Origin of the sequence: Pseudomonas sp. EA_5y_Pfl2_R50 (genome assembly GCF_963970475.1) — a bacterium.
Taxonomy (GTDB): Bacteria; Pseudomonadota; Gammaproteobacteria; order Pseudomonadales; family Pseudomonadaceae; genus Aquipseudomonas.
Window position 1 is genome coordinate 1 of record NZ_CAXAPT010000158.1, and the last position, 464, is coordinate 464.

The window sequence follows — 464 nt, forward strand, 5'->3', positions numbered from 1 at the left end:
TGTTCGACTGGGTGAGCGCATCCGTGCGGAGCCCGGGATCGGCTTTCGTGTTCGTCCGACCCCCGGTGACCAGCAGCTCCTCGCCGATTGGCGCGGCATCCCGCGGGACCCGCTGATCCGAACGCGAGCGCGTCGTCATTGAGGCTCCAACGACCTGCGCCTGCTGCGGTGGATCGCGGCTGGCGAAGATCGGTGAGGATGTGACCAAGACGCTGGAGGAGATCCCGCGCCGCTTCAAGCTGATCGAGACGGTACGCGAGAAGTTCACCTGCCGCGATTGCGAGAAGATCAGCCAGCCGCCCGCGCCGTTCCATGCCACACCGCGCGGCTTCATCGGCCCACAATTGCTCGCGACGATGCGGCGGCGAGGCGCCTGTGCGACCCGCGCAACAAGGCCTGGTTCACGGAGGAGTCCGCGCGGCTGAAGCGCAAGGGCTATGACGTGCCCTGGTTCATGATCGCGG

General features: G+C 67.0%; 1 pseudogene. It reads left to right on the plus strand.

The features are described 5' to 3' along the window. Positions 1-122 precede the first annotated feature (122 nt). Positions 123-359, plus strand: a pseudogene (locus tag AACY19_RS27220) (IS66 family transposase zinc-finger binding domain-containing protein); the annotation flags it as partial. Positions 360-464: the final 105 nt, after the last annotated feature.